Consider the following 20,950-nt stretch of genomic DNA (forward strand, 5'->3'; position numbering starts at 1 on the left):
TTGGGATGACGATGAAAAAGACTGCTCTCGACTTCTGGGTCGGCCTGTTCGTGGTGGTGGGCTTCCTTGCGGTGCTGTTCTTGGCGCTGAAGGTCGGCAACATGAGCTCGTTTTCGTTTCAGCCGACCTACTCGGTGAAGATGAAATTCGACAATATCGGCGGGCTGAAGCCGCGCGCGGCCGTGAAGAGCGCGGGCGTCGTGGTCGGCCGCGTGAAGGCGATCGGTTTCGACACGAACACGTACCAGGCGCTTGTCACGATCGATGTCGACGGCCAGTATCAGTTCCCGAAGGATTCGTCGGCGAAGATCCTGACGTCGGGCCTGCTCGGCGAGCAATATATCGGCCTCGATCCGGGCGGCGACACCGAAATGCTGAAGTCGGGCGATACGATCACGATGACGCAATCGGCGATCGTGCTCGAGAACCTGATCGGCCAGTTCCTGTACAGCAAGGCCGCCGATGCGGGCGGTGCGAAGCCGGCAGCCGGCGCGCCGGCCGCGCCTGCACCGGTGGCGGTGCCGGCGTCGGCGGTGGCCGGTTCCGCGGCCCAATAACCACACGAGAGAATAGAAGAGGGTAATGACCATGCAGACGATCCGCATCAGGCACGCCGCGCTGGCGGTAGCGGCAGTCGCCGCGTTGAGCGGCTGCGCGACCGTGCAGACGCCGACCAAGGGCGATCCGCTCGAAGGCTTCAACCGGACGATGTACAAGTTCAACGACACGGTCGACACGTATGCGCTGAAGCCGGTCGCGAAGGGCTACCAGTACGTGGTGCCGCAGCCGGTGCGCGACAGCGTGACGAACTTCTTCTCGAACATCGGCGACGTCTACATCGCGGCGAACAACATCGTGCAGCTGCGGATCGCGGACGGCGTCGGCGACATCATGCGCGTCGTGATCAATACGGTGTTCGGCGTCGGCGGCCTGTTCGACGTCGCGACGATCGCGAAGCTGCCGAAGCACACGGCCGACTTCGGGATCACGATGGGCCGCTACGGCATGCCGTCGGGCCCGTATCTGGTGCTGCCGCTGCTCGGCCCGAGCACGCTGCGCGACACGGCCGGCCTGGGCGTCGACTACGTCGGCAACCCGCTCACCTACGTGAAGCCGGATGGCCTGAGCTGGGGCCTGTTCGGCGTGAACCTCGTCAACACGCGCGCGAACCTGCTCGGCGCGGGCGACGTGCTGGATGCCGCGGCACTCGACAAGTATTCGTTCGTGCGTAACGCGTACCTGCAGCGTCGCCAGATGCTGATCAGCAACGCGCGCGGCGAGGCGGCCGCGACGTCGAGCAACGACGCGCTGCCGAAGTACGACTTGCCGGAAGACGGCGCGGCACCGGCGGCAGCCGGCGCGGCCGGTACGGCGGGCGCGGCAGCGGTGGGCGGCGCGACGGCGCCGGCAGGCGCATCGGGCGCGGCGGTGGCCGCACCGGCCTCGGGCACGGCCGAATCGCCGAACCCGGCCAGCGAAACGAACGTGCCGCCGATGCAGGTGGCGCCGCCGTCGCCGGGCGGGTTCCGCTTCCCGAGCATTCGTCTGCACTGACGGATTTACATTCGTTACAGCCAGAAACGATTCAGTCGGTAGCGTGCGCGAACTTGCGCGTAAGCTACCTGCTCCAACCTTCGCATCGACATATTCATGCAGGTCACTATGATGAAAAAACTGTTCCTGATCCCCGTTTTCGCGGCGCTGTTCTCGTTCGGCAGCGCAGCCCACGCGCAAGTCGACCAGTCGAACCCGCAGGCGCTGATCAAGACGGCGACGCAGCAGGTGCTCGACGAAGTCAAGCAGCAGACGATCAAGCAGGGCGACACCAACCGCATCATCACGATCGTCAACAAGGACATCCTGCCGTACACCGATTTCCGCCGCACCACGCAGCTCGCGATGGGCCGCAACTGGCGCGCGGCGACGGCCGAACAGCAGCAGCAGGTTCAGGAGCAGTTCAAGCTGCTGCTGATCCGCACGTATTCGGGCGCGCTGGCGCAACTGAAGCCGGACCAGCAGATCCAGTACCCGCCGTTCCGTGCCGATCCGGCCGATACCGATGTCGTGGTCAAGACGGTCGCGATGAACAACGGCCAGCCGGTCCAGATCGACTACCGCCTGTACAAGACGTCGAACGGCTGGAAGGTGTATGACCTGAACGTGCTCGGCGCATGGCTGATCCAGACGTACCAGCAGCAGTTCAACGAGAAGATCCAGCAAAGCGGCGTGGAAGGGCTGATCCAGTTCCTCACGCAGCGCAACCAGCAACTTGCCGCCGGCAAGCAAGCGTCGTGAGCGGCTTCGAAGCCGGCTCCTCGCTGACCGTCGCGAGCGCGAAGTCCGCGCTCGCGGACGGTCTTGCGCGCATCGGCGCGGGCGCGACCGCCGTCGATTGCGCGGCGCTGACGCAGTTCGACTCGTCCGCGCTCGCCGTGCTGCTCGCATGGCAACGTGCCGCCAAAGCGCGCGGCGCGACCCTCGACATCCTCAATCTCCCCCCGAAGCTCGCCAGCCTCGCGCGCGCCTACGGCGTCGACGCGCTCATCGAAGGCACCGGGCGACATTGACCCTGTCCGACCGGAGCCTGCCGCGCCAGCCGGCGCGCGCACGCTTCAGGCCGCGTGCCTCCGGCACCGGCTCCACCAGCCGGTTTGCCCTATAATCAAGCGTTTTGCGGGGCAGCCAATCGGCGTCCGGCCCCCATTTTCATTCGCAGCAAGCACAGAATAGGCGTCGCGGCCCTTGCGCCGCGCACAGTCATGTCAGCCATAGAAATCCGTCACGTCAAGAAGCGCTACAAATCGCTTCAGGCGCTCAAGGGCGTCAGCCTGTCGGTCGAGGAAGGCGAGTTTTTCGGTCTGCTCGGCCCCAACGGCGCAGGCAAGACCACGCTCATCAGTATCCTCGCCGGGCTCGCCCGGGCCGACGAAGGCAGTATCTCGGTGCGCGGTCACGACGTCGTCAAGGACTTCCGTGGCGCGCGCCGCGCGCTCGGTGTCGTGCCGCAGGAACTCGTGTTCGACCCGTTCTTCACCGTCCGCGAGACGCTGCGGATCCAGTCCGGCTATTTCGGGCTGCGCCGCAACGACGACTGGATCGACGAAGTGATGGCCAATCTCGACCTCACCGAGAAAGCCGACGCGAACATGCGCGCGCTGTCCGGCGGGATGAAGCGCCGCGTGCTGGTCGCGCAGGCGCTCGTGCACCGGCCGCCTGTGATCGTGCTCGACGAGCCGACCGCCGGCGTCGACGTCGAATTGCGCCAGACGCTGTGGAAATTCATCTCGCGCCTGAACCGCGAAGGTCACACGATCGTGCTGACCACCCACTACCTCGAGGAAGCCGAGTCGCTGTGCGACCGCATCGCGATGCTGCGTCGCGGGGAAGTCGTCGCGCTCGACCGCACGGACGCACTGCTGCGCCGCTTCGCGGGGCTGCAGCTGTACCTGCGGCTGGCAACGGGCGCGCTGCCAGCCGAGCTGCGCGGGCTGGAGACCGATCCGGCCGCGCGCGCGCCGGGCGAGCACCTGCTGCGCCTGTCGAGCTACGACGATGTCGAGCGGATCCTCGCGCAGTGCCGCGCGGCGGGCTGCACGTTCGACGAGATCGAGGTCCGCAAGGCCGACCTCGAAGACGTGTTCGTCCAGGTGATGAACGGGGCCGAGGTGATCGAGGGACTGGCATGAATCAACAACCCCCACGCGAACTGCGTTCGCTCGGGGGGGCGAAGCCCCCCCGTTCCCTCCAAACTCCTGAGCCGGGCGCTATCGGGCGAGTGTCGGGTAGCGGTTTTCAAACGCTGTTCTACAAGGAACTGCTGCGTTTCTGGAAGGTGTCGTTCCAGACGGTGCTCGCGCCGATCGTGACGGCGCTGCTGTACCTGACGATCTTCGGTCACGCGCTGTCGGGCCGCGTCGAGGTCTATCCGGGCGTCGAGTACGTGAGTTTTCTCGTACCGGGCCTCGTGATGATGAGCGTGTTGCAGAACGCGTTCGCGAACAGCTCGTCGTCGCTGATCCAGTCGAAGATCACCGGCAATCTCGTGTTCGTGCTGCTGCCGCCGCTGTCGTACCGCGACATCTTCGGCGCGTACGTGCTCGCGTCCGTGGTGCGCGGCCTCGCGGTCGGCACGGGCGTGTTCGTCGTGACGATCTGGTTTATCCCGATGCATTTCGCGGCGCCGCTGTTCATCATTGCGTTCGCGCTGCTCGGCTCGGCGATCCTCGGCACGCTCGGCCTGATCGCCGGGATCTGGGCCGAGAAGTTCGACCAGCTCGCCGCGTTCCAGAACTTCCTGATCATGCCGCTGACGTTCCTGTCCGGCGTGTTCTATTCGACGCACTCGCTGCCGCCCGTGTGGCGCGAGATCTCGCGTCTCAATCCGTTTTTCTACATGATCGACGGCTTCCGTTTCGGGTTCTTCGGCGCGTCCGACATCAACCCGTTCGCGAGCCTCGCGATCGTCACCGGTTTCTTCGTGCTGCTCGCGCTGATCGCGATGCGGCTGCTCGCGACCGGCTACAAACTGCGTCATTGATATCGACAGGCAGCGGCCGCCATCCGGGCGGCGCGCGCCGACAGGAGCCTTACACCATGTTGCCGACTCCCGAACAGGTCAAGCAATACATCGCCGGCGGTCTCGCCTGCACGCATCTGGAAGTCGAAGGCGACGGCCAGCATTTCTTCGCGACGATCGTGTCGGCGGCCTTCGAAGGCAAGCGGCCGATCCAGCGGCACCAGCTCGTCTATGCGGCGCTCGGCGATCGCATGAAGCAGGAAATTCACGCGCTCAGCATGAAGACGCTGACGCCCGCCGAATGGCAGAACGCATAACCGGAACTCACTGAGTGCAAGTCACCGTCAACGAGCGCGACGCCGTCCAGAGCGTCGCCACGGCACACCCGGCCGCCAACGGGGAATCGCATGGCCATGGGATGGACAAGCTCGTGATCGAAGGCGGCCACCGCCTGTCGGGCGAGATCGTCGTGTCGGGCGCGAAGAATGCCGCGCTGCCGATCCTGTGCGCGGGGCTGCTCACCGCCGATCCGGTCGATCTCGACAACGTGCCGAACCTGAAAGACGTGCGCACCACGCTGAAGGTGCTGAACCAGATGGGCGTGAAGAGCGAGACCGACGGCTGCCGCGTGCAGCTCGACGCGTCGCGTGTCGACAACCTCGTGGCGCCGTACGAGCTCGTCAAGACGATGCGCGCGTCGATCCTCGTGCTCGGGCCGCTGCTCGCGCGTTTCGGCGAGGCGAAGGTGTCGCTGCCGGGCGGCTGCGCGATCGGCGCGCGTCCGGTCGACCAGCACATCAAGGGCCTGCAGGCGATGGGCGCCGAGATCAGCATCGAGCACGGTTTCATCGAAGCCCGCGCGAAGCGCCTGAAGGGCGCGCGCATCGTGACCGACATGATCACGGTGACGGGCACCGAGAACCTGCTGATGGCCGCGACGCTGGCAGACGGCGAGACGGTGATCGAAAACGCGGCGCGCGAGCCGGAAGTGAGCGATCTCGCACACTTGCTGGTCGCGATGGGCGCGAAAATCGACGGCATCGGCACCGATCGCCTCGTGATCCAGGGCGTCGAGCGGCTGCACGGCGCGCGCCATTCGGTGATCCCCGATCGCATCGAGGCCGGCACGTTCCTGTGCGCGGTCGCGGCGGCGGGCGGCGACGTGATGCTGACGGGCGTGCGCCCGCACATCCTCGACGCGGTGATCGACAAGCTGCGCGAAGCCGGCGTGTCGATCGAGGAAGGCGACAGCTGGCTGCGCGTGAAGATGGACCGCCGGCCGTCGGCGGTCACGATCCGCACGTCGGAATACCCGGCGTTCCCGACCGACATGCAGGCGCAGTTCATGGCCCTCAATACGGTCGCGACGGGCACCGCGCAGGTCGTCGAAACCATTTTCGAGAACCGCTTCATGCACGTGCAGGAGCTGAACCGGCTCGGCGCGAACATCACGATCGACGGCAACACCGCGCTCGTGACGGGCGTCGAGAAGCTGTCGGGCGCGAACGTGATGGCGACCGACCTGCGTGCGTCGGCGAGCCTCGTGATCGCCGGGCTGCGTGCCGACGGCGAAACGCTCGTCGACCGCATCTATCACCTGGACCGCGGCTACGACCGCATGGAAGCCAAACTGACCGCCGTCGGCGCGAACGTGCGCCGCCTTTCCGGGAGCCAAGCATGACCGCGCCGCTGACCCCGCCGTTGACCCTTGCGTTGTCGAAGGGCCGGATTTTCGAGGAAACCCTGCCGTTGCTCGCCGCTGCCGGCGTGCAGGTGACGGAGGATCCGGAAACGTCGCGCAAGCTGATCCTGCCGACGACGAACCCGGACCTGCGCGTGATCATCGTGCGCGCGAGCGACGTGCCGACCTATGTCGAATACGGCGCGGCCGATTTCGGCGTGGCCGGCAAGGACGTGCTGGTCGAGCACGGCGGCTCGGGCCTGTACCAGCCGATCGACCTGAACATTGCGCGCTGCCGGATGTCGGTGGCCGTATCGGCCGGCTTCGATTACGCGAGCGCCGTGCGCCAGGGCGCGCGGCTGCGCGTCGCGACGAAGTACGTCGAAACGGCGCGCGAACACTTTGCCGCGAAGGGCGTGCACGTCGACCTGATCAAGCTGTACGGCTCGATGGAACTCGCGCCGCTGGTGGGGCTGGCCGACGCGATCGTCGACCTCGTCAGCTCGGGCGGCACGCTGAAGGCGAACAATCTGGTCGAGGTCGAGGAGATCATGGCGATCTCGTCGCGCCTCGTCGTGAACCAGGCTGCGCTGAAGTTGAAGCGCACGGCACTCAAGCCGATCCTCGACGCGTTCGAACGCGCGTCGCAGAATGGCGGTTGAGCGCATCACCGTAACGGAACTCCCATGTCCATCACCATCCGCAAGCTCGATTCGACGAGCGAAGGCTTCGGCGCCGAGCTGCGCGCGCTGCTCGCATTCGAGGCAAGCGAAGACGCGGCGATCGAGCAATCGGTCGCGCAGATCCTCGCCGACGTGAAGTCGCGCGGCGACGCCGCGGTGCTCGAGTACACGAACCGCTTCGACCGGCTGAGCGCGAACAGCGTCGCCGCGCTGGAGCTGCCGCAGGACGCGCTGCAGACGGCGCTCGACGGCCTCGCGCCGAAGGCGCGCGCGGCGCTGGAAGCGGCGGCTGCGCGGGTGCGCGCGTACCACGAGAAGCAGAAGATCGAGTGCGGCACGCATAGCTGGCAGTACACGGAAAGCGACGGCACGGTGCTCGGCCAGAAGGTCACGCCGCTCGACCGCGTCGGCCTGTACGTGCCGGGCGGCAAGGCCGCGTATCCGTCGTCGGTGCTGATGAACGCGATTCCCGCGCGCGTCGCGGGCGTCGGCGAGATCGTGATGGTCGTGCCGACGCCGGACGGCGTGAAGAACGACCTCGTGCTCGCCGCGGCGCTGCTCGGCGGCGTCGATCGCGTGTTCACGATCGGCGGCGCGCAGGCGGTCGGCGCGCTCGCGTACGGCACGGCGACGGTGCCGGCCGTCGACAAGATCTGCGGCCCCGGCAATGCGTACGTCGCGTCGGCGAAGCGCCGCGTGTTCGGCACGGTCGGCATCGACATGATCGCCGGGCCGTCGGAAATCCTCGTGCTGTGCGACGGCACGACCGACCCGAACTGGGTCGCGATGGATCTCTTCTCGCAGGCCGAACACGACGAGCTCGCGCAGTCGATCCTGCTGTGTCCGGACGGTGCGTTCCTCGAGCGCGTCGAGAAGGCGATCAACGAGCTGCTGCCGTCGATGCCGCGCCAGGACGTGATCCGCGCGTCGCTCGAAGGCCGCGGCGCGCTGATCAAGGTGCGCGACATGGCCGAAGCCTGCCGGATCGCGAACGACATCGCGCCCGAGCACCTGGAAATTTCCGCGCTGGAGCCGCAGCAGTGGGGCCAGCAGATCCGCCATGCGGGCGCGATCTTCCTCGGCCGCTACACGAGCGAAAGCCTCGGCGACTACTGCGCGGGCCCGAACCACGTGCTGCCGACGTCGCGCACCGCGCGTTTCTCGTCGCCGCTCGGCGTGTACGACTTCATCAAGCGCTCGAGCCTGATCGAGGTCAGCGCCGAAGGCGCGCAGACGCTCGGCGAGATCGCGTCCGAACTCGCGTACGGCGAGGGGCTGCAGGCGCACGCGAAGAGCGCCGAATTCCGGATGAAGAACTGAGCGCACGCAGCGCGGGGCCGGGGCAGGCGCGAATGTGCCGCCCGGCCCGCACCCCGAAGGCCGGGGCTGGAGACACCTGTGCAGGGCGGCGGCCGCCGCCTTGCCGATCATTTGACGCCGGCGCGACGCACGCCGGCTTGAGATCATGACGACGCCACAAGACATCATTCGCCGCGACGTGCTCGCGATGACGAGCTATCCGGTGCCGGACGCGAGCGGATTCGTGAAGCTCGACGCGATGGAGAACCCGTACCCGCTGCCCGAACCGCTCGCCGCGGCGCTCGGCGAGCGCCTCGCGCAGGTCGCGCTGAACCGCTACCCGGCGCCGCGTCCGGCCGCGCTGATCGACAAGCTGCGCCACGCGATGGGCGTGCCGGCTGCCTGCGACGTACTGCTCGGCAACGGCTCGGACGAAATCATCAGCATGATGTCGGTGGCCTGCGCGAAGCCGGGCGCGAAGGTGCTCGCGCCGGTGCCGGGCTTCGTGATGTACGAACTGTCCGCCAAGCTCGCGCAGCTCGAATTCGTCGGCGTGCCGCTGAAGGCCGACCTGACGCTCGACGTCGACGCGATGCTCGCGGCGATCGCCGAGCATCGTCCGGCGCTCGTCTATCTCGCCTATCCGAACAACCCGACCGGCACGCTGTACGACGATGCCGACATCGAACGGATCGTCGCCGCCGCGCGGCACAGCCTGATCGTGATCGACGAGGCGTACCAGCCGTTCGCCGGGCGCTCGTGGCTGCCGCGCGCCGCCGAATTCGACAACGTCGTCGTGATGCGCACGGTGTCGAAGCTCGGCCTCGCGGGCATCCGCCTCGGTTATCTGGTCGGTTCGCCCGCATGGCTGACCGAATTCGACAAGGTACGCCCGCCGTACAACATCAACGTGCTGACCCAGGCGACCGCCGATTTCCTGCTCGACCACCTCGGCGTGCTCGACGCGCAGGCGGCCGATCTGCGGGCGGAACGCGCGCGTCTCGCGCAGGCCGTGGCCGCGCTGCCGGGCGCGACGGTGTTCCCGAGCGCCGGCAATTTCCTGCTGGTGCGGGTGCCGGACGCGGCCGCCGTGTTCGACGCGCTGCTCACCGAGCGGGTTTTGGTCAAAAACGTGAGTAAAATGCATCCGTTGCTGGCTGAATGCGTGCGGCTCACCGTCGGTTCTCCCGACGAAAACGCGCGCCTGCTGGCCGCTTTGAAACTCGCGCTGCCCGGTTGAGCCTGCGGGCGCCGCAGCGCGAAACGATCAATCCCCATTTACATCGACTCAGTCAAGGAATTGCCATGCGTGTGGCGGAAGTCGTTCGCAATACCAGCGAAACGCAGATCCGTGTGAAGCTCAATCTCGACGGCACGGGCCAGCAGAAGCTGGCTACCGGCGTGCCGTTCCTCGACCATATGCTCGACCAGATCGCTCGACACGGTCTGGTCGATCTCGAGGTTGAAGCGCATGGCGATACGCATATCGACGACCACCACACGGTCGAGGATGTCGGCATCACGCTCGGGCAGGCCGTCGCGAAGGCGATCGGCGACCGCAAGGGCATCCGTCGCTACGGCCATTCGTACGTGCCGCTCGACGAGGCGCTGTCGCGCGTCGTGATCGACTTCTCCGGCCGGCCGGGCCTCGAATTCCACGTGCCGTTCACGCGTGCGCGGATCGGCACGTTCGACGTCGACCTGTCGATCGAGTTCTTCCGCGGTTTCGTGAACCACGCGGGCGTCACGCTGCACATCGACAACCTGCGCGGGATCAACGCGCACCATCAGCTCGAGACCGTGTTCAAGGCCTTCGGCCGTGCGCTGCGCGCGGCGGTGGAACTGGACGAGCGTGCGGCGGGGCAGATCCCGTCGACGAAGGGCAGCCTCTGAACCTGAACTGACCGGACGGAGCGTCAAGGACAACCTCACGGCTTCGGCGCGCGGCGCCGGCTTGCGATGGATCTGCTCAAATCGTTCATTTCGCTGCTGGCGCTGATCAACCCGATCGGTGCGGTGCCGTTCTTCCTGAGCCTGACGGCGCAGCAGACGGACATCGAGCGGCGGCGTACGATCCGGATCGCATCGGTGTCGGTGTTCTGCGTGATGACGGTGACGGCGCTGCTCGGGCAGCAGATCATCGACTTCTTCGGCATTTCGGTCGGGTCGCTCGAGGTGGGCGGCGGGATCATCATGCTGCTGATGGCGATCAACATGCTGAACGCGCAGATCGGCAACACGCGATCGACGCCGGAGGAGCGCCACGAGGCCGAGCTGAAGGACAACATCGCGGTCGTGCCGCTGGCGATTCCGCTGCTCACGGGCCCCGGCTCGATCAGCACGGTGATCATTTACGCGGCGAACTCGCGTCACTGGTATGAGCGGGCCGGGCTGGTCGCGATCGGCGCGGCCCTGGCTTTTCTGTGTTTCGTCGCGATGCGGCTCGCCGAGCCGATCGCGAACTGGATCGGCCGCACGGGCATCAACATCGCCACGCGGCTGATGGGTCTGATGCTGTCGGCGCTGGCGGTGGAATTCATCGTCAATGGACTGAGGGCGCTACTGCCTGCACTGAGATGAAAACTTCGATTGCGATTGTGGATTATGGGATGGGCAACCTGCGCTCGGTCGCGCAGGCGCTCAAGAAGGCCGAACCGGCCGCCGACGTGGCGATCGTCGACACGCCGGCCGCGATCCGCGCGGCCGACCGTGTCGTGCTGCCCGGCCAGGGCGCGATGCCCGACTGCATGCGCTGCCTCGGCGAGTCGGGCTTGCAGGAGGCCGTGATCGAGGCCTCGCGCACGAAGCCGCTGCTCGGCGTGTGCGTCGGCGAGCAGATGCTGTTCGACTGGAGCGCGGAGGGCGACACGAAGGGCCTCGGCCTGTTGCCCGGCAAGGTCGTGCGCTTCGAACTCGACGGCCGCGTGCAGGACGACGGCTCGCGCTTCAAGGTGCCGCAGATGGGCTGGAACCGCGTGCACCAGTCGCAGCCGCATCCGCTGTGGGACGGCGTGCCCGACGACGCGTATTTCTACTTCGTGCACAGCTACTACGTGACGCCGGACAACCCGGCGCATACGGTCGGCGAAACGGCCTACGGCGCGCCGTTTACGTCCGCGGTCGCGCGGGACAACCTCTTCGCGACCCAATTCCACCCCGAGAAAAGCGCGGAGGTCGGGTTGCGTCTGTATCGCAACTTCGTACACTGGAAACCGTGAACGTCGCGTGCGTGCCACAGTCGGCGGGCCGCAGAGGCCCGTCTTACGGGGCTCGCGCGCCTAAGCGCCGAAAGAGTTGTACTAAACTAGCGAGACGGCGCGGTACCGGATTGGCCGGTACGCGCCGGATTCTTTTCTTTTTCCACGACGACACCCGATTGCTATGTTGCTGATTCCGGCCATCGATCTCAAAGACGGTCAGTGTGTGCGCCTCAAACAGGGCGATATGGACCAGGCCACGATTTTCTCCGAGGACCCGGCGGCGATGGCCCGCAAGTGGGTTGATCTCGGCGCCCGGCGGCTCCATCTGGTCGACCTGAACGGCGCGTTCGCCGGCAAGCCGAAGAATCTCGAGGCGATCGAAGCGATCCTCGACGAAGTCGGCGATGAAATCCCCGTACAGCTCGGCGGCGGCATCCGCAGCCTCGAGACGATCGAGAAGTATCTCGACGCGGGCCTGTCCTACGTGATCATCGGCACCGCGGCCGTGAAGGATCCGGGCTTCCTGCAGGACGCGTGCACCGCGTTCGCGGGCAACATCATCGTCGGGCTGGACGCGAAGGACGGCAAGGTCGCGACCGACGGCTGGAGCAAGCTCACGGGCCACGAAGTGGTCGATCTCGCGAAGAAGTTCGAGGACTACGGCGTCGAATCGATCGTCTACACGGACATCGGCCGCGACGGGATGCTGCAGGGCATCAACATCGAGGCGACCGTGAAGCTCGCGCAGGCGGTCGGCATCCCCGTGATTGCCAGCGGCGGCCTGTCGAACCTCACGGACATCGAGAACCTGTGCGAAGTGGAAGAGCACGGCGTCGAAGGCGTGATCTGCGGCCGTGCGATCTACTCCGGCGATCTCGATTTCGCGGCCGCGCAAAAGCGCGCGGACGAACTGAACGGCGAACTCGACAACGCATAAGCGCGCGGTTGTCCCGCTCGCCGGGGCTGCCAGCAGGCGGCCCCAACGGAAGCCTCGCGCGAGGCTTTCCGCAACCGGCCGTCCCATCGCGGCATTTGGCGCAACATCATGGCTCTAGCTAAACGCATCATCCCCTGCCTGGACGTGACTGCCGGGCGTGTCGTCAAGGGCGTCAACTTCGTCGAACTGCGCGATGCCGGCGACCCCGTCGAGATCGCCCGCCGCTACGACGACCAGGGCGCCGACGAACTGACGTTCCTCGACATCACCGCGACGTCCGACCAGCGCGACCTGATCCTGCCGATCATCGAAGCCGTCGCGTCGCAGGTCTTCATTCCGCTGACCGTCGGCGGCGGCGTGCGCGCCGTCGAGGACGTGCGGCGCCTGCTGAACGCGGGCGCGGACAAGGTCAGCATGAATTCGTCGGCGGTCGCGAACCCGCAGCTCGTGCGCGACGCGGCCGACAAGTACGGCTCGCAGTGCATCGTCGTCGCGATCGACGCGAAGCGCGTGTCGGCCGACGGCGAGACGCCGCGCTGGGAAGTCTTCACGCACGGCGGCCGCAAGAACACGGGCCTCGACGCGATCGAATGGGCGCGCAAGATGGCCGAGCTCGGCGCGGGCGAGATCCTGCTCACGAGCATGGATCGCGACGGCACCAAGTCGGGCTTCGACCTCGCGCTCACGCGCGGCGTGTCGGACGCGGTGCCGGTGCCGGTGATCGCGTCGGGCGGTGTCGGCTCGCTGCAGCACCTGGCCGACGGCATCAAGGACGGCCGCGCCGATGCGGTGCTGGCCGCGAGCATCTTCCACTACGGCGAGCACACGGTCGGCGAGGCGAAGCGCTTCATGGCCGACCAGGGCATCCCGGTGAGGCTGTGATGAATACGGAAACGAATGCATTGCCCGCGTGGCTCGACAAGGTCCGCTGGGACGACAACGGCCTCGTGCCGGTGATCGCGCAGGAGGCGTCGACGAACGACGTGCTGATGTTCGCGTGGATGAACCGCGAGGCGCTGGCGAAGACGATCGAGACGCAGCGCGCGGTCTATTATTCGCGTTCGCGCAAGCGCCTGTGGTTCAAGGGCGAGGAGTCGGGCCACGTGCAGCACGTGCACGAAGTGCGGCTCGACTGCGACGAGGACGTCGTGCTGCTGAAGGTCGAGCAGGTGTCGGGCATCGCGTGCCACACCGGCCGGCATTCGTGCTTCTTCCAGAAATTCGAAGGCACCGTCGACAGCGGCGACTGGGTCGCGGTCGAACCGGTGCTGAAAGATCCCGAACACATCTACAAATGACGCAATCGACCGAAGACACGCTGCTGCGCCTCGCGGCCGTGATCGATAGCCGCAAGGGCGGCGACCCCGATCAATCGTACGTATCGCGCCTGTTCCACAAGGGCGACGACGCGGTGCTGAAGAAGATCGGCGAAGAGGCGACGGAAGTCGTGCTGGCCGCGAAGGACGTGCGCCAGGGCGGCGCGCCGACCGCGCTGGTCGGCGAGGTGGCCGACCTGTGGTTCCACTGCCTCGTGATGCTGTCGCATTTCGACCTGAGCCCGGCCGACGTGATCGCCGAGCTCGAGCGCCGCGAAGGGCTGTCGGGGATCGAGGAGAAGGCCCTGCGCAAGCGTCGCGAGCGTGAGGAAAACGGCGGGTGACAGACCCTTGTCGCGGGATGGCCACAGTGCGGTAAGCTGTAAGAATTGTCATCTAACGGGGGTAGCATCATGACCGATACGCCAAGTCAGTTTCCGCCGCCGTCGGTGCCGGGGGCCGCGGACGCCGAACGCCTGAACGGGCTGCGCACGTTGACTCACGTGCTCTACGGCCTCTACGCGTTTCATTGGCTCACGGGCGGCGTCACGGGCATCATCGCGATCATCATCAATTACGTGAAGCGCGACGATGTGGCCGGTACGCCGTATGCCGCCCACTTCGAGTGGCAGATCCGCACGTTCTGGCGCGCGCTGATCGCGTACGTGATCGGGTTCGCGCTGATGTTCGTGGTGATCGGATTCGCAGTGATGTTTGTCACGTGGATTTGGACGCTGTACCGTATCATCAAGGGTTGGCTGTACCTGAACGACAACAAGTCGCTCGATCCGCAGGCCTGGTTCTGACCGGTCGCGTTCGGGCGTCTGCAGGAGCAACATGAGTCACGATCCGAATTGCCTGTTCTGCAAGATCGCGGCAGGCGAGATCCCGAGCACGAAGGTGCACGAGGATGACGAATTCGTCGCGTTCCGCGACATCCGCCCGGCGGCCGAGACGCACGTGCTCGTGATTCCGCGCCAGCACCTGCCGACGCTGTCGGCGGCGAGCGAGGCCGATGCGCCGATGCTCGGCCGGCTGATGCTGCTCGTCTCGCGTCTCGCGGGCCAGCTCGGCGTCGCCTATACGGGCGGCGAAACGGGTTTCCGTACGGTGATCAATACAGGCCCGGGCGGCGGGCAGGAGGTCTACCACCTGCACGCGCATATCCTGGCCGGCCCGCGCCCCTGGCAGCGGATGGGTTGACGGCGCGGGGCGTTTCCCCGCATCGATAGTCGAAGCCGGCACGTTGCCGGCGATTTGCGCCGCGTAGCGGCGTGGTTGAGGAGAGGTTTCATCATGGGTGGATTGAGCATTTGGCACTGGCTGATCGTGCTGCTGATCGTCGCGCTGGTTTTCGGTACGAAGAAGCTGCGCAATATCGGCAACGATCTCGGCAGCGCCGTGAAGGGTTTCAAGGACGGCATGAAGGACGGTGAGGCACCGGCTGACGCGCAGCAACTGCCGCGCTCGGGCTCGGTCGACGTCAACGCGAAGGAAACGACGCGTTCCGATTCGAACAAGGCGTAACGCCGGCACGCTGACAGGCATTCGCGATGCTGGATCTCGGTCTTTCGAAGATGGCGCTGATCGGCGTCGTCGCGCTCGTGGTGCTCGGCCCCGAGCGCCTGCCGCGCGTCGCGCGTACGGCAGGCGCATTGTTCGGCCGCGCGCAGCGGTACATCAACGACGTGAAGGCCGAGGTCTCGCGCGAAATCGAACTCGACGCGCTGCGGACGATGAAGACCGATTTCGAATCGGCCGCGCGCAATGTCGAGACGACGATTCACGACAACCTGCGCGAGCACGAAAAGGAATTGAACGACACGTGGCATTCCGCGGTTGGCGGCCTTGACGAAGCGTCGGGCAGCACCGGGTCCCATGAGTCCGACACGCCCGCGGCGCCGTCGTGGCGCGGCAGTACGGCCGCGCTCGCGCCCAAGCGCCGCAACTGGCGCGTCAAGCAGGCGGCTGCGCCTGTCTGGTACAAGCGCGCGACCACCCGCCGCACGCACGTGCAGTCGGGCGCCGCGCGCGTCGCGCGCCACCAGCCGGCCAGCCTGCGCCGGCCGACGCGCTTCTTCTGAGCCGAGCGCATGCTCGCTCGTCAATCCTACCGAGGGCCGGTGTGAGCGACCCCCAGCAGAACCCGGGCGACGCCCCGGAAGAAACTTTCATTTCCCATCTCGTCGAGCTTCGCGATCGCATCATTCGCGCGGGGGCGGCCGTGATCGTCGTGTTCCTCGGGCTCGTCTACTGGGCGCCCGACATCTTCCGGCTGCTTGCGCGGCCGTTGATGGAGAACCTGCCGAAGGACGGCAAGATGATCGTCACCGACGTCACCGGCTCGTTCTTCGTGCCGATGAAGGTCACGATGCTCGTCGCACTGGTGATCGCGCTGCCGATCGTGCTGTACCAGATCTGGGCGTTCGTCGCGCCGGGGCTGTACCAGCACGAGAAAAAGCTCGTCGCGCCGCTCGTCGGCAGCAGCTACTTCCTGTTTCTGTGCGGGATGGCATTCGCGTACTTCCTCGTGTTCCCGACGATCTTCCGCGTGATGGCGCACTACAACGCGCCGCTCGGGGCGGAAATGACCACCGACATCGACAACTACCTGAGCTTCGTGCTCGGGATGTTCATCGCGTTCGGGGTCACGTTCGAGGTGCCGATCGTCGTCGTGCTGCTCGTCCGGATGGGCGTGTTGTCGCTGAAGAAGCTCAAGGAGATGCGGCCGTACGTGATCGTCGGCGCGTTCATCGTCGCGGCGGTCGTTACGCCACCGGACGTATTCTCGCAACTGATGCTCGCGTTGCCGCTCATCGTGCTGTTCGAGATCGGGCTGCTGGCCGCGCGGTTCTTCGTGCCGAAGAAGCCGGCCGAGGAAGGCGAGGCGGGGAACGGCGAAGCCGCCAGCTGATGGCGGCGCGCCGGGCGATGCACGGCAGGCGGGCTTCCGGCCAGGCCTGAGCGGCCGGGTGGCGTGGCCGGCCGGAACCGTGCGGCGAGGCCAGCGTCCCGGCAAAGAAGGTCTTTCGATGCAAAGCAAAAGGGCAGCCATGCGGCTGCCCTTTTTCGTTTCCGGTGGAGTTCGGCACGCGGCTGCGCGCCGCCCGCCCGACGTCATTCGGTATCGCTGTCCTGCTCGTCGAGCGTCTGCTTCGGCGGCGGCGGGCGCTTGCCGATCACGACGCTCATGTCGAACTCCTTGCCCTTGCGTACGACGTGCACCTTGGTCGGCGTGCCCGGCTTGATCTGCGCGACCGTGTTCAACAGCTTCGTCGTGTCGGTGATGTCCTCGCCGTTGACCGAGACCAGGATATCGCCCGGCTTGATGCCGGCCTTGTCGGCCGGGCCGCCCTGCAGCACGCCGGCGACGATCGCGCCCGATTTCTGCTGAAGCCCGAACGATTCGGCGATCTCCGGCGTGACGTCCTGCGGCTCGACGCCGATCCAGCCGCGCGTGACCGAGCCCGTCGTGATGATGCTTTCGAGCACCGTGCGCGCGGTCGACACGGGAATCGCGAAACCGATGCCGAGCGAGCCGCCCGAGCGCGAGTAGATCGCGGTGTTGATGCCGAGCAGGTTGCCGTTCACGTCGACCAGTGCGCCGCCCGAGTTGCCGGGGTTGATCGGCGCGTCGGTCTGGATGAAGTTCTCGAACGTATTGATGCCGAGGTGGTTGCGGCCCAATGCGCTGATGATCCCCATCGTGACCGTCTGGCCGACGCCGAACGGGTTGCCGATCGCGAGGACGACGTCGCCGACCCGCGACTGGTCGGAGCGGCCGAGCGTGATCGTCGGCAGGTTCGTCATGTTGATCTTCAGCACGGCGAGGTCCGTTTCGGGATCGCTGCCGATCACCTTCGCGGTGGCCGTGCGCCCGTCGGCGAGCGCGACCTCGATCTGGTCGGCGCCGTCCACGACGTGCTGGTTCGTTAGAATGTAACCTTCCGGGCTCACGATAACGCCCGAGCCGAGGTTGGCGGCCGGTTCGTCCTGCTGCTTGCGGGCGTTGCGGTCGCCGAAGAAGTAGCGGAACAGCGGATCTTTCGCGCGCGGATCGGGCGGCAGCGAGCCGTCCTTGCTGGAGAAGACGTTGACGACGGCCGGCATCGCCTTCTGCGCGGCTTCCGCGTACGACGTGGTCGCCGGCGCGCCGCCGATGCCCGGCGCGACTTCCCGCAGCGCAACGATCGGCGTGGCGAGCTGCTTGCCGAGCTGTCCTTGCCGTTGCAGCCATTGCGGCTTGAGCGTCACGACGATGAACATCAGCGCGAGCAGCACGGTAACCGCCTGCGCGAAGAACAGCCAGAAGCGTCTAAGCATCTGAATGGATTAGAGGTTTATATGGATCGGATCGAACTTGAATTGTACTTGAACAATACCCTTGAAACCGCGCGCTTCAAGGACTATTGCCCGAACGGCCTGCAGGTCGAGGGGCGTCGCAAGATCGAGAAGATCGCCACCGGCGTGACGGCGTCGGTCGCGTTTCTTGAAGCCGCGCTCGAATGGGGGGCGGATGCCGTGCTCGTCCATCACGGCTATTTCTGGCGCAACGAGCCGCCGCAGATCACGGGCCGCAAGTATCAGCGCCTGAAGCTGCTGCTCGCGAACGACCTGAACCTGTTCGCGTTCCACCTGCCGCTCGACGCGCATCCCGAATTCGGCAACAACGCGCAGCTCGGCGAGCGGCTCGGGCTGATCGGCGAGCAGCGTTTCGGCGAAGGCGACCTCGGCTGGATGGCCACGCTGCCGATGCCCGTCTCGCTCGAGCACTTCGTCGCGAAGGTCGAGCGCACGCTCGGCCGCACTCCGCTCGTGCTCGGCGATCCGGACATGCAGCTGCGGCGCATCGCGTGGTGCACGGGCGCCGCGCAGAGCTATTTCGACGCGGCGATCGATGCCGGCGCGGACGTGTTCCTGACAGGCGAGGTGTCCGAATACGTGACGCACACGGCCGCGGAGAGCGGCGTCGCGTTCGTTGCGGCAGGGCACCATGCGACCGAACGCTATGGAATCCAGGCACTCGGCGCTCACTTGTCCGAAGAATTCGGTATCGAACACCTTTTTATCGATATCCATAACCCGGTCTGAGTGCCGGAATTGCGGCAGCGCATCGAAATTTCTCAATGTAGCGGATGCTTAATAGTGAAATGATTTAATCGCTCCGATAGTGGGGGGAAACCCTTAACTATCAATCACTTCGAAGGGATTTTCGTCTCCGGGCCTTGTAAATGGCGACTCCATTCGAGCAAACTAGCGGCGGAATGGAAAGTCGTGACGGAAAATCCAACTCAGAAGTGGGGCGTGTGATGCGAGACAAGGAAGAGAAACGCGTCGACAGCGGCCGCCGTACCTGGCTGATTGCGACATCCGTAGCAGGTGGCGTAGGAGGCGTCGCCACCGTCATACCTTTCGCGGCGTCGCTTGCGCCGTCCGCGAAAGCGAAAGCGGCCGGAGCACCGGTCGAAGTCGACATCAGCGGGCTGAAGCCCGGTGAAATGGTGACCGTGCCGTGGCGCGGCAAGCCGGTGTGGATCCTGAACCGCACCGACGCGATGCTTGCCGACGTGGTCAAGGCCGACAAGGAAGTGGCCGATCCGACCACCGAAAAGCCCTATACGATGCCGTTGCCCGCGTATTGTGCGAACGAATATCGCTCGCGGGCCGATCGCAAGAACATTCTCGTCGTGATGGCCGTGTGTACGCACCTCGGCTGCACGCCAAGCCAGCGCTTCACGCCGGGTCCGCAGCCGAACCTGCCGGACGACTGGCCGGGCGGTTTCCTCTGCCCGTGCCACGGTTCGACCTACGACCTCGCCGGCCGTGTGTTCAAGAACAAGCCGGCGCCTCAGAATCTCGACATCCCGCCCTACATGTTCACGTCGGCGACGACCCTCGTGATCGGCAAGGACGAGAAAGGAGAAGCGTGATGGCCGACAACAAGGAAGTCTCCACGACAGGTCTCACCGGCTGGATCGATCAGCGCTTCCCGCTCACGTCCACCTGGAAAAAGCACGTTTCCGAGTACTACGCGCCGAAGAACTTCAACTTCTGGTACTTCTTCGGCTCCCTCGCGCTGCTGGTGCTCGTCAACCAGATCGTCACCGGCATCTTCCTGACGATGAACTACAAGCCCGACTCGACGCTCGCGTTTGCGTCGGTCGAGTACATCATGCGCGAGGTGCCGTGGGGCTGGCTGATCCGCTACATGCACTCCACGGGCGCGTCGATGTTCTTCGTGGTCGTCTACCTGCACATGTTTCGCGGGCTGCTTTACGGGTCGTACCGCAAGCCGCGCGAGCTCGTGTGGATCTTCGGCTGTGCGATCTTCCTGTGCCTGATGGCCGAGGCGTTCTTCGGTTACCTGCTGCCGTGGGGCCAGATGTCGTTCTGGGGCGCGCAGGTGATCGTGAACCTGTTCTCGGCGATCCCGTTCGTCGGCCCCGACCTGTCGCTGTGGATTCGCGGCGACTACGTCGTGTCGGACGTCACGCTGAACCGCTTCTTCGCGTTCCACGTGATCGCGATTCCGCTCGTGCTGGTCGGCCTCGTGATCGCGCACCTCGTCGCGCTGCACGAAGTGGGGTCGAACAACCCGGACGGCATCGAGATCAAGGCGAAGAAGGACGAGAACGGCGTTCCGCTCGACGGCATCCCGTTCCACCCGTACTACTCGGTGCACGATTTCCTCGGCGTGTGCGTGTTCCTGATGGTCTTCGCACTGATCGTGTTCTTCTCGCCGGAGATGGGCGGCTACTTCCTCGAGGCGAACAACTTCGTCCCGGCGAACCCGTTGCAGACGCCGCCCGAGATCGCGCCGGTCTGGTACTTCACCGCGTTCTATGCGATGCTGCGCGCGACCACCGACCCGTTCAAGATCGTCCTGATGATCGTCATCGCGCTGCTCGGCGTGCTCGCGCTGATCCGCGCGCGCGGCAAGTGGAAGGCCGGGTTGCCGGTGCTGGCCGCTGCGATCGTCGTCTTCATGTACCTGACGGAGTCGAAGTTCTGGGGCGTCGTCGTGATGGGTTCGGCGGTGATCACGCTGTTCTTCCTGCCGTGGCTCGACCGCAGCCCGGTGAAGTCGATCCGCTACCGGCCGCTGTTCCACAAGGTGTTCCTCGGGATCTTCGTCGCGGCGTTCCTGACCCTCGCGTTCCTCGGCACGCGGCCACCATCGCCGGCGGCCACGCTGATCGCGCAGTGTTGCGCGCTGATCTACTTCGCGTTCTTCCTCGGCATGCCCGTCTGGACGCCGCTTGGCACGTTCAAGCAGCCGCCGGAGCGGGTGCGCTTCAAGCCCCATTAACGTGAGCGA

At 65.9% G+C, this 20,950-nt stretch carries 27 protein-coding genes; 26 read left to right on the forward strand and 1 reads right to left on the reverse strand.

What is annotated here, in order from left to right:
• Positions 1–5 precede the first annotated feature (5 nt).
• The 23 genes from mlaD to tatC all read left to right on the forward strand — a co-directional run bounded on the left by mlaD (position 6) and on the right by tatC (position 16,546).
• Positions 6–557 carry an outer membrane lipid asymmetry maintenance protein MlaD gene (gene mlaD, locus ACTJLD_RS33275; protein WP_124673552.1) on the forward strand — a complete coding sequence of 184 codons (552 nt, stop codon included), beginning with the start codon at positions 6–8 and terminating at the stop codon, positions 555–557.
• Between the two features lie 31 nt (positions 558–588).
• Positions 589–1,554 carry an MlaA family lipoprotein gene (locus ACTJLD_RS33280; RefSeq protein ID WP_027788546.1) on the forward strand — a complete coding sequence of 322 codons (966 nt, stop codon included), beginning with the start codon at positions 589–591 and terminating at the stop codon, positions 1,552–1,554.
• Positions 1,555–1,665: 111 nt separating this feature from the next.
• Positions 1,666–2,295, forward strand: coding sequence for an MlaC/ttg2D family ABC transporter substrate-binding protein (locus ACTJLD_RS33285; RefSeq protein WP_027788545.1), 630 nt, complete (start codon positions 1,666–1,668; stop codon positions 2,293–2,295).
• On the forward strand, positions 2,292–2,567 hold the full coding sequence (locus ACTJLD_RS33290) for an STAS domain-containing protein (RefSeq protein ID WP_027788544.1): 276 nt from the start codon (positions 2,292–2,294) through the stop codon (positions 2,565–2,567). Before ACTJLD_RS33285 ends, ACTJLD_RS33290 begins: the two co-directional genes overlap by 4 nt.
• A 192-nt stretch (positions 2,568–2,759) precedes the next feature.
• Complete coding sequence (locus ACTJLD_RS33295) at positions 2,760–3,686, forward strand: ABC transporter ATP-binding protein (RefSeq protein ID WP_027788543.1); 927 nt, start codon at positions 2,760–2,762, stop codon at positions 3,684–3,686.
• Positions 3,683–4,537, forward strand: coding sequence for an ABC transporter permease (locus ACTJLD_RS33300; RefSeq protein WP_226113712.1), 855 nt, complete (start codon positions 3,683–3,685; stop codon positions 4,535–4,537). The genes ACTJLD_RS33295 and ACTJLD_RS33300 overlap by 4 nt, the downstream gene beginning before the upstream one ends.
• 56 nt (positions 4,538–4,593) lie before the next feature.
• The gene (locus ACTJLD_RS33305) at positions 4,594–4,833 is read left to right on the forward strand and encodes a BolA family protein (protein ID WP_006477131.1); all 240 of its coding nucleotides are present in this window, start codon (positions 4,594–4,596) and stop codon (positions 4,831–4,833) included.
• A 14-nt stretch (positions 4,834–4,847) separates the two neighbouring features.
• Positions 4,848–6,197: a UDP-N-acetylglucosamine 1-carboxyvinyltransferase gene (gene murA / locus ACTJLD_RS33310; protein ID WP_027788541.1), complete on the forward strand. Its 1,350-nt coding sequence runs from the start codon at positions 4,848–4,850 to the stop codon at positions 6,195–6,197.
• Between the two features lie 8 nt (positions 6,198–6,205).
• Positions 6,206–6,859: an ATP phosphoribosyltransferase gene (hisG, locus tag ACTJLD_RS33315; protein ID WP_027788540.1), complete on the forward strand. Its 654-nt coding sequence runs from the start codon at positions 6,206–6,208 to the stop codon at positions 6,857–6,859.
• 24 nt (positions 6,860–6,883) lie between these two features.
• Positions 6,884–8,200, forward strand: coding sequence for a histidinol dehydrogenase (gene hisD / locus ACTJLD_RS33320; RefSeq protein WP_059698110.1), 1,317 nt, complete (start codon positions 6,884–6,886; stop codon positions 8,198–8,200).
• A 145-nt stretch (positions 8,201–8,345) separates the two neighbouring features.
• The gene (gene hisC, locus ACTJLD_RS33325) at positions 8,346–9,419 is read left to right on the forward strand and encodes a histidinol-phosphate transaminase (protein ID WP_021161857.1); all 1,074 of its coding nucleotides are present in this window, start codon (positions 8,346–8,348) and stop codon (positions 9,417–9,419) included.
• A gap of 65 nt (positions 9,420–9,484) precedes the next feature.
• Complete coding sequence (hisB, locus tag ACTJLD_RS33330; protein ID WP_011350728.1) at positions 9,485–10,072, forward strand: imidazoleglycerol-phosphate dehydratase HisB; 588 nt, start codon at positions 9,485–9,487, stop codon at positions 10,070–10,072.
• 66 nt (positions 10,073–10,138) lie between these two features.
• Entirely contained in the window at positions 10,139–10,759 is a 621-nt protein-coding gene (locus ACTJLD_RS33335; protein ID WP_027788538.1) for a MarC family protein, read from the forward strand.
• A complete protein-coding gene (hisH, locus tag ACTJLD_RS33340; protein WP_027788537.1) occupies positions 10,756–11,397 on the forward strand; it encodes an imidazole glycerol phosphate synthase subunit HisH in 642 nt (213 codons plus the stop codon). Before ACTJLD_RS33335 ends, hisH begins: the two co-directional genes overlap by 4 nt.
• Positions 11,398–11,560: 163 nt before the next feature.
• Entirely contained in the window at positions 11,561–12,316 is a 756-nt protein-coding gene (gene hisA / locus ACTJLD_RS33345; protein ID WP_021161854.1) for a 1-(5-phosphoribosyl)-5-[(5-phosphoribosylamino)methylideneamino]imidazole-4-carboxamide isomerase, read from the forward strand.
• 108 nt (positions 12,317–12,424) lie between these two features.
• Complete coding sequence (gene hisF, locus ACTJLD_RS33350) at positions 12,425–13,198, forward strand: imidazole glycerol phosphate synthase subunit HisF (protein WP_011350732.1); 774 nt, start codon at positions 12,425–12,427, stop codon at positions 13,196–13,198.
• Positions 13,198–13,614: a phosphoribosyl-AMP cyclohydrolase gene (hisI, locus tag ACTJLD_RS33355; protein WP_039366640.1), complete on the forward strand. Its 417-nt coding sequence runs from the start codon at positions 13,198–13,200 to the stop codon at positions 13,612–13,614. Before hisF ends, hisI begins: the two co-directional genes overlap by 1 nt.
• Entirely contained in the window at positions 13,611–13,976 is a 366-nt protein-coding gene (locus ACTJLD_RS33360; protein ID WP_006485344.1) for a phosphoribosyl-ATP diphosphatase, read from the forward strand. The genes hisI and ACTJLD_RS33360 overlap by 4 nt, the downstream gene beginning before the upstream one ends.
• A 69-nt stretch (positions 13,977–14,045) precedes the next feature.
• Entirely contained in the window at positions 14,046–14,438 is a 393-nt protein-coding gene (locus ACTJLD_RS33365; protein WP_060082836.1) for a DUF4870 family protein, read from the forward strand.
• Between the two features lie 31 nt (positions 14,439–14,469).
• Positions 14,470–14,835 (forward strand): histidine triad nucleotide-binding protein, encoded by a 366-nt coding sequence (locus ACTJLD_RS33370; protein ID WP_021161851.1) that lies wholly within the window; start codon positions 14,470–14,472, stop codon positions 14,833–14,835.
• A gap of 93 nt (positions 14,836–14,928) precedes the next feature.
• The gene (tatA, locus tag ACTJLD_RS33375) at positions 14,929–15,159 is read left to right on the forward strand and encodes a Sec-independent protein translocase subunit TatA (RefSeq protein ID WP_021161850.1); all 231 of its coding nucleotides are present in this window, start codon (positions 14,929–14,931) and stop codon (positions 15,157–15,159) included.
• Between the two features lie 26 nt (positions 15,160–15,185).
• Positions 15,186–15,716, forward strand: coding sequence for a Sec-independent protein translocase protein TatB (gene tatB, locus ACTJLD_RS33380; RefSeq protein WP_059698108.1), 531 nt, complete (start codon positions 15,186–15,188; stop codon positions 15,714–15,716).
• 41 nt (positions 15,717–15,757) lie between these two features.
• On the forward strand, positions 15,758–16,546 hold the full coding sequence (gene tatC, locus ACTJLD_RS33385) for a twin-arginine translocase subunit TatC (RefSeq protein WP_021161848.1): 789 nt from the start codon (positions 15,758–15,760) through the stop codon (positions 16,544–16,546).
• Between the two features lie 203 nt (positions 16,547–16,749).
• Here the strand turns inward: tatC and ACTJLD_RS33390 are convergent, their stop codons facing one another.
• Entirely contained in the window at positions 16,750–17,955 is a 1,206-nt protein-coding gene (locus tag ACTJLD_RS33390; RefSeq protein WP_200060218.1) for a Do family serine endopeptidase, read from the reverse strand.
• A 21-nt stretch (positions 17,956–17,976) separates the two neighbouring features.
• On the opposite strand from ACTJLD_RS33390, the gene ACTJLD_RS33395 reads away from it, so the two are divergent.
• The 3 genes from ACTJLD_RS33395 to ACTJLD_RS33405 all read left to right on the forward strand — a co-directional run bounded on the left by ACTJLD_RS33395 (position 17,977) and on the right by ACTJLD_RS33405 (position 20,941).
• Positions 17,977–18,723, forward strand: coding sequence for a Nif3-like dinuclear metal center hexameric protein (locus tag ACTJLD_RS33395; RefSeq protein ID WP_027788534.1), 747 nt, complete (start codon positions 17,977–17,979; stop codon positions 18,721–18,723).
• A gap of 218 nt (positions 18,724–18,941) precedes the next feature.
• Positions 18,942–19,562, forward strand: a complete 621-nt coding sequence (gene petA / locus ACTJLD_RS33400; RefSeq protein WP_011350741.1) for a ubiquinol-cytochrome c reductase iron-sulfur subunit — start codon at positions 18,942–18,944, stop codon at positions 19,560–19,562.
• Positions 19,559–20,941, forward strand: a complete 1,383-nt coding sequence (locus tag ACTJLD_RS33405; protein WP_091924937.1) for a cytochrome b — start codon at positions 19,559–19,561, stop codon at positions 20,939–20,941. The genes petA and ACTJLD_RS33405 overlap by 4 nt, the downstream gene beginning before the upstream one ends.
• Positions 20,942–20,950: the final 9 nt, after the last annotated feature.

It is taken from the genome of Burkholderia sp. 22088 (assembly GCF_052045915.1).
GTDB classification, from domain to species: Bacteria; Pseudomonadota; Gammaproteobacteria; order Burkholderiales; family Burkholderiaceae; genus Burkholderia; species Burkholderia cepacia.

What these genes read in the sequence shown, in the direction of transcription:
- ACTJLD_RS33335 (WP_027788538.1), top strand. Translation starts at nt 10,139, where the DNA reads ATGGATCTGCTCAAATCGTTCATTTCGCTGCTGGCGCTGATCAACCCG.
- ACTJLD_RS33360 (WP_006485344.1), top strand. Translation starts at nt 13,611, where the DNA reads ATGACGCAATCGACCGAAGACACGCTGCTGCGCCTCGCGGCCGTGATC.
- hisA (WP_021161854.1), top strand. Translation starts at nt 11,561, where the DNA reads ATGTTGCTGATTCCGGCCATCGATCTCAAAGACGGTCAGTGTGTGCGC.
- ACTJLD_RS33365 (WP_060082836.1), top strand. Translation starts at nt 14,046, where the DNA reads ATGACCGATACGCCAAGTCAGTTTCCGCCGCCGTCGGTGCCGGGGGCC.
- hisD (WP_059698110.1), top strand. Translation starts at nt 6,884, where the DNA reads ATGTCCATCACCATCCGCAAGCTCGATTCGACGAGCGAAGGCTTCGGC.
- ACTJLD_RS33390 (WP_200060218.1), bottom strand. Translation starts at nt 17,955, where the DNA reads ATGCTTAGACGCTTCTGGCTGTTCTTCGCGCAGGCGGTTACCGTGCTG.
- ACTJLD_RS33285 (WP_027788545.1), top strand. Translation starts at nt 1,666, where the DNA reads ATGAAAAAACTGTTCCTGATCCCCGTTTTCGCGGCGCTGTTCTCGTTC.
- petA (WP_011350741.1), top strand. Translation starts at nt 18,942, where the DNA reads ATGCGAGACAAGGAAGAGAAACGCGTCGACAGCGGCCGCCGTACCTGG.
- ACTJLD_RS33395 (WP_027788534.1), top strand. Translation starts at nt 17,977, where the DNA reads ATGGATCGGATCGAACTTGAATTGTACTTGAACAATACCCTTGAAACC.
- tatB (WP_059698108.1), top strand. Translation starts at nt 15,186, where the DNA reads ATGCTGGATCTCGGTCTTTCGAAGATGGCGCTGATCGGCGTCGTCGCG.
- ACTJLD_RS33300 (WP_226113712.1), top strand. Translation starts at nt 3,683, where the DNA reads ATGAATCAACAACCCCCACGCGAACTGCGTTCGCTCGGGGGGGCGAAG.
- ACTJLD_RS33305 (WP_006477131.1), top strand. Translation starts at nt 4,594, where the DNA reads ATGTTGCCGACTCCCGAACAGGTCAAGCAATACATCGCCGGCGGTCTC.
- hisF (WP_011350732.1), top strand. Translation starts at nt 12,425, where the DNA reads ATGGCTCTAGCTAAACGCATCATCCCCTGCCTGGACGTGACTGCCGGG.
- ACTJLD_RS33295 (WP_027788543.1), top strand. Translation starts at nt 2,760, where the DNA reads ATGTCAGCCATAGAAATCCGTCACGTCAAGAAGCGCTACAAATCGCTT.
- hisB (WP_011350728.1), top strand. Translation starts at nt 9,485, where the DNA reads ATGCGTGTGGCGGAAGTCGTTCGCAATACCAGCGAAACGCAGATCCGT.
- hisI (WP_039366640.1), top strand. Translation starts at nt 13,198, where the DNA reads ATGAATACGGAAACGAATGCATTGCCCGCGTGGCTCGACAAGGTCCGC.
- ACTJLD_RS33280 (WP_027788546.1), top strand. Translation starts at nt 589, where the DNA reads ATGCAGACGATCCGCATCAGGCACGCCGCGCTGGCGGTAGCGGCAGTC.
- mlaD (WP_124673552.1), top strand. Translation starts at nt 6, where the DNA reads ATGACGATGAAAAAGACTGCTCTCGACTTCTGGGTCGGCCTGTTCGTG.
- hisH (WP_027788537.1), top strand. Translation starts at nt 10,756, where the DNA reads ATGAAAACTTCGATTGCGATTGTGGATTATGGGATGGGCAACCTGCGC.
- hisC (WP_021161857.1), top strand. Translation starts at nt 8,346, where the DNA reads ATGACGACGCCACAAGACATCATTCGCCGCGACGTGCTCGCGATGACG.
- tatA (WP_021161850.1), top strand. Translation starts at nt 14,929, where the DNA reads ATGGGTGGATTGAGCATTTGGCACTGGCTGATCGTGCTGCTGATCGTC.
- ACTJLD_RS33370 (WP_021161851.1), top strand. Translation starts at nt 14,470, where the DNA reads ATGAGTCACGATCCGAATTGCCTGTTCTGCAAGATCGCGGCAGGCGAG.